The organism is Staphylococcus kloosii, from assembly GCF_032139365.1.
In the GTDB taxonomy this organism is placed as follows: Bacteria; Bacillota; Bacilli; order Staphylococcales; family Staphylococcaceae; genus Staphylococcus; species Staphylococcus kloosii_A.
The window spans coordinates 34,438-41,592 of record NZ_JAVTDB010000027.1 but is presented as its reverse complement, the minus strand read 5'-3'; the positions used below and the strand labels follow the sequence as shown (position 1 = coordinate 41,592).

At 33.5% G+C, this 7,155-nt stretch carries 5 protein-coding genes; 1 reads left to right on the top strand and 4 read right to left on the bottom strand.

The window, feature by feature from the left end; all coding sequences use genetic code 11:
* Positions 1–602: 602 nt before the first annotated feature.
* The 4 genes from priA to gmk all read right to left on the bottom strand — a co-directional run bounded on the left by priA (position 603) and on the right by gmk (position 5,242).
* A complete protein-coding gene (priA, locus tag RPL90_RS03105; RefSeq protein ID WP_313544928.1) occupies positions 603–3,011 on the bottom strand; it encodes a primosomal protein N' in 2,409 nt (802 codons plus the stop codon).
* A gap of 1 nt (position 3,012) precedes the next feature.
* Complete coding sequence (gene coaBC / locus RPL90_RS03100; protein ID WP_313544908.1) at positions 3,013–4,227, bottom strand: bifunctional phosphopantothenoylcysteine decarboxylase/phosphopantothenate--cysteine ligase CoaBC; 1,215 nt, start codon at positions 4,225–4,227, stop codon at positions 3,013–3,015.
* Positions 4,228–4,415: 188 nt separating this feature from the next.
* Positions 4,416–4,619 (bottom strand): DNA-directed RNA polymerase subunit omega, encoded by a 204-nt coding sequence (rpoZ, locus tag RPL90_RS03095; protein WP_048794115.1) that lies wholly within the window; start codon positions 4,617–4,619, stop codon positions 4,416–4,418.
* Positions 4,619–5,242: a guanylate kinase gene (gene gmk / locus RPL90_RS03090; RefSeq protein ID WP_195716003.1), complete on the bottom strand. Its 624-nt coding sequence runs from the start codon at positions 5,240–5,242 to the stop codon at positions 4,619–4,621. Before gmk ends, rpoZ begins: the two co-directional genes overlap by 1 nt.
* Positions 5,243–5,399: 157 nt before the next feature.
* Between gmk and RPL90_RS03085 the strand changes: the two genes are divergently transcribed.
* The gene (locus RPL90_RS03085) at positions 5,400–7,100 is read left to right on the top strand and encodes an Rqc2 family fibronectin-binding protein (protein ID WP_313544816.1); all 1,701 of its coding nucleotides are present in this window, start codon (positions 5,400–5,402) and stop codon (positions 7,098–7,100) included.
* Positions 7,101–7,155: the final 55 nt, after the last annotated feature.

Below are 7,155 nucleotides of genomic sequence, written 5' to 3'. Positions count from 1 at the left end.
TGGCTGATGGGTTGTAGTAATTGTTTTGTACTTTTGATCATAACAATTATTGGTATTTCTGCATTTTTAGTTTTATTTACTAATTCTAATATTACAAAACTAGTAATTCAAAATCTTCGAAAATATTAGAACATACAAAATAAACCACACTACAATAAATGATAATTTAGGAAGTAACAGTATATTCAGTAACTAACTCTATATAAGTTGGTCCTTCTGTATTACCAACAATAGTCAAAGATACTGGTTTAATTACTGATATAGAAGTTACAAATAAAGGGAAATAGGTACTAATTAATTATAGTCATATGTTTAAATTAAAAACTGATGATAAATCATTAGATACCGATTCAAAAGCATCATTTTCTGCAAATCAGGTTAGAAGAAAATTAAGTGTTTTAAAGTAGGTTATTAAATATTCTAGTAAGTTTGATGGCTATTCAGATATACACGCAAGTAACAAAAAAAATGGACAAACCGCTAACAGAGAAATTAAAAAATATTCTTAGTTAAACAATCTGCCCTTTTTTTGCTTCTTTTATATTTCAGCTACACTTTTAAAGATTTTTAAATACTTGTTTCAAGCCATTTAGAAAACTATATTACATCATCATGTGTGGATTAATATCGATTTTCAATGATAATTTATGTTTTAAATATTCACCATGATAATAATCGTCTAAATATTGTAATGCTTCATGTAACGCTGGTTCATTTTTATATTTAATTAGAATTTGGAAGCGATATTCGTTATTTATTCTAGATAAGGCCGCTGGTGATGGGCCTAGTACAAATGCTTTATCTGAAATGTGTTGCACTAAAATTTTGTGGATATGTTTAGATGCTTCCATAACTTTTTTCATATCTTGGTGTGCAATAGTAAAGTTGATTAAAAAGAAATATGGTGGATATTTACCTAATTTTCTATAATTCATTTCTTTATCGTAAAATGACAAATAGTCATTCAATTGCACATCTTTAATAGCATAATGATCGGGATTATAGGTTTGTATTAATACTTCTCCCTCTTTATCATGTCGCCCTGCTCTACCAGCAACTTGTGTTAATAACTGAAACGTACGTTCACTTGACCGGAAATCTGGTAAATTTAACATCGTATCCGCATTTAACACGCCAACGAGTGTAATATTAGGAAAGTCTAAACCTTTAGCAATCATTTGCGTCCCTAATAATATATCACCTTTACCTGCACCAAAATCATTTAATAATTTTTCATGTGCGCCTTTTCTAGAAGTTGTATCCACATCCATACGAATGATATTAGCTTCAGGAAATTCTCGCTGTAACAACTCTTCCACACGTTGTGTACCTGTTCCAACTTGACGAATATGTTCACTGTCACAGTTTGCACATGAATTTGAGGGTGTTTCTTGATAGCCACAGTAATGACATTTTAACTGGTCTGCCGACTTATGATATGTTAGCGAAATATCACAATTAGGGCATTGTGGCACATGTCCACAGTCTCTACAAAGCATAAATGAAGCATAACCTCGACGGTTTAAGAATAAGACGATTTGTTCCTTCTTTTCTAAACGAGTTTGAATTGCGTCACGTAATTTATTAGAGAACATTGAACGATTGCCTTCGCTTAATTCCACGCGCATATCTACAATCTCGATTTCTGGCATAGCTTGATTATTAACTCTTGTAGGTAATGGCAATAAATCATATACCTTTTTATCTGCACGTGCATAAGATTCTAGACTTGGCGTTGCACTCCCTAAAATTAAAGGACAGTTATGGAATTGACTTCTCCATTGTGCAATATCTCTGGCATGATAACGAGGATAATCTTCTTGCTTATAAGATGATTCATGTTCTTCATCTATAATAATCATACCTAGGTTTTTAAATGGCGCAAAGACGCTAGATCTAGCACCGACACTCACTCGAGCTCGTCCATCACGAATCTTTTGCCACTCATCATAACGTTCACCTTTCGATAAACCAGAGTGTAGTACTGCAACATCATCACCAAACCGGCGTTTGAAACGTAATACCATTTGAGGTGTTAGGGCAATTTCTGGCACTAACATCATAGCCTCTCTGCCGAGTTCCAACACTTCTTCAATAGTATGCAAGTAAACTTCTGTCTTGCCCGAACCAGTGACACCGTGAAGTAAAAACGTTTGTTGTTCATGTGCATTTACTTTTGCTGAGATTGCATCAAAGGCCATTTGTTGAGAATCTGTCAAGGCTTGTTTGGCTTCTTGTTCAAATACACGTGTTTCAAACGGATCACGTTCTACTACGGTGTCATATTTTTCAACGTAACCTTTTTTAACTAGTGTATCTATACTAGATTTAGACAAACCCATCTCTTCTATATCTCTCAACAAAACGGTATGATGTCTTTCATCTATCAAATATGCATATAAATCATATTGTTTAGCTGATTTTTCAAGCGTTTGTAAAACTTCATCATAGTTACAACCCTCGGTAACTTTAACGGCACGTTGCTTTTTCTTTGTTGTGTTTTGCGACAAGATTGTTTCTTCTGTAATGGCTCCGTTATTTAGATATTGCACGAGTTCGGTAATATCGTCATTACGTTGCGCTTCTTTATACAGATAATGACCGTCGCTGTTAAATTTACTTAATAACGAAGATGGCATCAATTGCTCATCATTGAGTTTAAAAACTTTAGTATATTTAGCTTTAATTGCGCTAGGTAACATGACTTCTAACATTGAAATGCGTTTCGTCACGAAATATTGACTATACCACTCACTTAATTCAATTAATTCAGGCGTCAATTCTGGTCTAATATCCTGTACTTCTTTAACCTCTTTTAATTTTGAAGTATCAAGTTGTTCATCTGGTGTTTCAGTAATTGACATTACATAACCTTGAATTGTTCTTGGACCAAATGGCACAATAACTCTCATACCAATTTGTAGAATAGATTGTAATCGTGTTGGGATAATATAATCAAATGTGAAATCAACACTTTTGGACGGTATATCAACGATTACTTTCGCTATCATATTATTGCCACCTTGCTTCAAGTTCATTTAATATTTTATCGGCAAGCGCTTTTTTAGTATCTTTACCGAGTTTTACGGCATCTTTAGTTGCAAAATGCATCGTATAATCATTATCATCTGAACTAAAACCAATAGATGTATCACCTACATTATTAGCTATGATTACATCAGCATTTTTTTTGACTAACTTTTGTTGTGCATAGTCATCAATATTTTGTGTTTCTGCTGCAAACCCTACTAAATATTGATGTGTTTTATGTTCGCCTAGATATTTTAAAATATCCGGTGTGCGTTTAAACGTTACCGACAGTTCTCCATCTTGCTTTTTCAATTTATGATTAAGTGTTTCACTCGGAGCATAATCTGATACTGCTGCTGCCTTAAATACGATATCTAACTGTTCGTATCTTGATGCAACAGCTTCAAACATTTCTTCTGCGCTTTGTACTTTTACTAAAGTTATGTTTTTAGATTGTGGTTGCGGCAAATGTGTAGGCCCGCTTACAATTGTTACGTTTGCGCCTCGTTTCGCTAAAGCCTCTGCTAAGGCATAGCCCATTTTTCCTGATGAACGATTGGATAAGTAACGTACCGGATCAAGCACTTCTATTGTTGGTCCCGCGGTAACTAACGCATTTTTACCATTAAATGTACTATAATCAATTTCTTTATCTATTTGCTTATTGTTTATAAAATGTTCTATTTTAGCTAAAATTTGTAACGGTTCTTCCATACGACCCTTTGCAACATAACCACATGCTAAATAACCTTCACCCGGTTCGATAAAATGGTACCCATCTTCACTTAAAGTAGACATATTCTGTTGCGTTCTTTTATTTTCGTACATATGCACATTCATTGCAGGTGCAATAAATTTAGGTGTTTCCGTAGCTAATAAAGTTGAAGTTACCATATCGTCAGCGATACCATTACTTAACTTTGCTATAGTGTTTGCAGTAGCAGGTGCTACGATAATAACATCTGCCCAGTCTCCAAGCGCAACGTGTTGTATTTCTTGAGGATTTTGTTCAAGAAAAGTGTTTGTATAGACAGTGTTTCTGCTAATAGCTTGGAATGATAACGGAGTAACAAATTCTTGTGCATTATCTGTTAACATGACGCGCACATCATAACCAGCTTGTGACAATTTACTAGTTAAATCTATAGCTTTATAAGCTGCAATTCCACCAGTAACTGCTAATAATATATTTTTCATTATAAAGTTACCTCCATAAAACTCAATTCAACTCACACCAACACGTTAATTCGATGTTGCAAGTGTTTGATTTTAACGTTCTCTTTACGCTTTCATCGCTAATTATACACAAAAGATTAAAATTATAAAAAAGACACACCTCGAAGTTAAAGGTATGTCTCACAATGCTTTTAGTATGAGCTTAAAATTTAGTTTTGTACGCCATCTGGGTAAACTTTACCTTCAGCTATTTCTTCTAAAGCTCTACCAACAGCTTTTTTTGATCTATAGCGTTCAAGTAATTCTGTATCTTCTACATCTTCTAATTCACGCGCGCGCTTCGCAGCAGTAGTGGCGATTAAATATTTAGAGTTTATTTTAGCAGTTAATTGGTTTAATGGTGGGTATAACATTATTTTTTGGCCTCCAATATCATTTTTCTATATCTTGCTTCTATACGTTCTCTTTTTAAATGTTCTGCTTCCACGATTGATTGAATGCGTTGCTTAGCTAATTCAACCTCGTCATTGACAACAACATAATCGTATAAGTTCATCATTTCAACTTCATTTCTAGCTTCTTTAACACGACTTTGAATTTTCTCATCCGATTCAGTGCCTCGACCGACTAAACGTTCACGTAAATGGTCTAAGCTTGGTGGAGCGAGAAATATAAATAAAGCGTCAGGAAATTTTTTACGTACTTGCTTGGCTCCTTCAACCTCAATTTCTAAAAATACATCATAACCTTGGTCCATTGTATCTTTAACATATTGAACAGGAGTTCCATAATAGTTCCCTACATACTCAGCATATTCTATAAATTGATCTTGCTTAATTAATTCTTCAAATTCAGCCTTTGATTTGAAAAAGTAATCAACACCATCGACTTCTCCAACGCGCATTTCACGTGTCGTCATAGAAATAGAATATTTGTAAGATGTAGATGGATCATCGAATATTTTCTTTCTAACTGTACCTTTACCAACACCAGATGGCCCAGATAGTACTATCAACAAACCTTTCTCATTATCCATTCCTTATAACCTCTCTAAGCTATACTATATTATTTACATATGATACCATAACAAAGCTTTAATTGTATAGCATACTTATAACAATCTTTACCTATGACCAAATGATTGCTACATGTTACAATTAAATGAATGACTTAAAATAAGGTGGCTGACTTAAATGGCATATGATGGCTTATTCACGAAAAAAATGGTTGAATCTCTACAATTTTTAACAAGTGGAAGAATTCACAAAATCAATCAACCTGAAAACGATACAATAATTATGGTGGTCCGCCAAAACCGTAAAAACCATCAACTATTATTATCCATACATCCTAGTTTTTCTAGGTTACAACTGACTAATAAAAAATATGATAACCCTTTTGATCCACCTATGTTTGCACGTGTTTTTCGTAAACATTTAGAGGGTGGCTTTATTAAGGCAATTAAACAAATTGGCAATGACCGTAGAATTGAAATAGACGTAGAAAGTAAAGATGAAATTGGCGATACGATTTATCGTACTATTATTTTGGAAATCATGGGTAAACACAGTAATTTAATTCTCGTCGATGACAAGCGTAAAATTATTGAAGGTTTCAAACATTTAACACCAAATACTAACCAATATCGTACTGTTATGCCCGGTTTCCAATACGAAACACCGCCAACTCAAAATAAAATGAATCCATTTGAAATTACTGGCGCTGAAGTGACACAGTATATTGACTTTAATAGTGGTAAAATCGCTAAACAATTACTCAATCATTTTGAAGGTTTCAGTCCTTTAATAACTAATGAAATTGTGAGTCGTAGACAATTTATGACAAGTGAAACTTTGCCAGAAGCATTTGACGAAGTGTTATCTGAAGTAAAAACTGAGCCTACACCTGTCTTTCATAAAAATCATGAAACTGGAAAAGAAGACTTTTATTTTATGAAATTGCAACAATTTCATGACGACATGACGGTTTACGATTCATTACACGAATTGCTAGATCGTTATTATGAAGCACGTGGCGAAAGAGAACGTGTGAAACAACGTGCAAATGATTTAGTAAAATTTGTACAACAACAATTGCATAAATATCAAAATAAATTAAGTAAGCTTATTGATGAACAAGAAGCAACGAAAGAAAAAGATAAACAACAACTTTATGGTGAATTAATTACCGCAAATATATATCGTATTAAACAAGGCGATGAAAATGTAACTGCACTAAATTATTATACGAATGAAGAAGTAACCATTCCGCTTAATCCTACCAAATCGCCATCGGTCAATGCACAATACTATTACAAACAATATAATAGATTGAAGACGCGTGACCACGAGTTAGATAAACAAATTGCTTTAACAAAAGAAAATATTAATTACTTTGAAAATATCGAACAGCAACTCGCACATATCACAGTTAATGAAATCGATGATATTAGAGATGAGTTAGCTGAACAAGGCTTTATGAAACAACGTAAACAAAGTAAGAAAAAGAAAAAACCAGAACTTAAATTACAAAGTTATCTAGCAACAGATGGTACACACATCTTAGTTGGTAAAAATAATAAACAAAATGATTATTTAACGAACAAAAAAGCGAATAAAAGCCATATTTGGTTCCATACTAAAGATATTCCAGGTTCACACGTCGTCATCCTTGATGATAATCCTAGCGATGAAACGATTAAAGAAGCGGCGATGTTGTCTGCTTACTTTTCTAAAGCTGGTAATTCAAGTCAAATCCCTGTAGATTATACCGAAATCAAACATGTGCACAAACCTTCTGGTGCTAAACCTGGCTTTGTCACTTATGACAATCAAAAAACATTATTCGTTACGCCTGACTACGATCATATCCAAAAGATGAAAAACGATAACTAACAACAAAAGAATAATAAATAAAAGCTGAAAACTTGAATGATCATTCAAGTTTTCA

What these genes read in the sequence shown, in the direction of transcription:
- priA (WP_313544928.1), bottom strand. Translation starts at nt 3,011, where the DNA reads ATGATAGCGAAAGTAATCGTTGATATACCGTCCAAAAGTGTTGATTTC.
- rpoZ (WP_048794115.1), bottom strand. Translation starts at nt 4,619, where the DNA reads ATGTTATACCCACCATTAAACCAATTAACTGCTAAAATAAACTCTAAA.
- gmk (WP_195716003.1), bottom strand. Translation starts at nt 5,242, where the DNA reads ATGGATAATGAGAAAGGTTTGTTGATAGTACTATCTGGGCCATCTGGT.
- RPL90_RS03085 (WP_313544816.1), top strand. Translation starts at nt 5,400, where the DNA reads ATGGCATATGATGGCTTATTCACGAAAAAAATGGTTGAATCTCTACAA.
- coaBC (WP_313544908.1), bottom strand. Translation starts at nt 4,227, where the DNA reads ATGAAAAATATATTATTAGCAGTTACTGGTGGAATTGCAGCTTATAAA.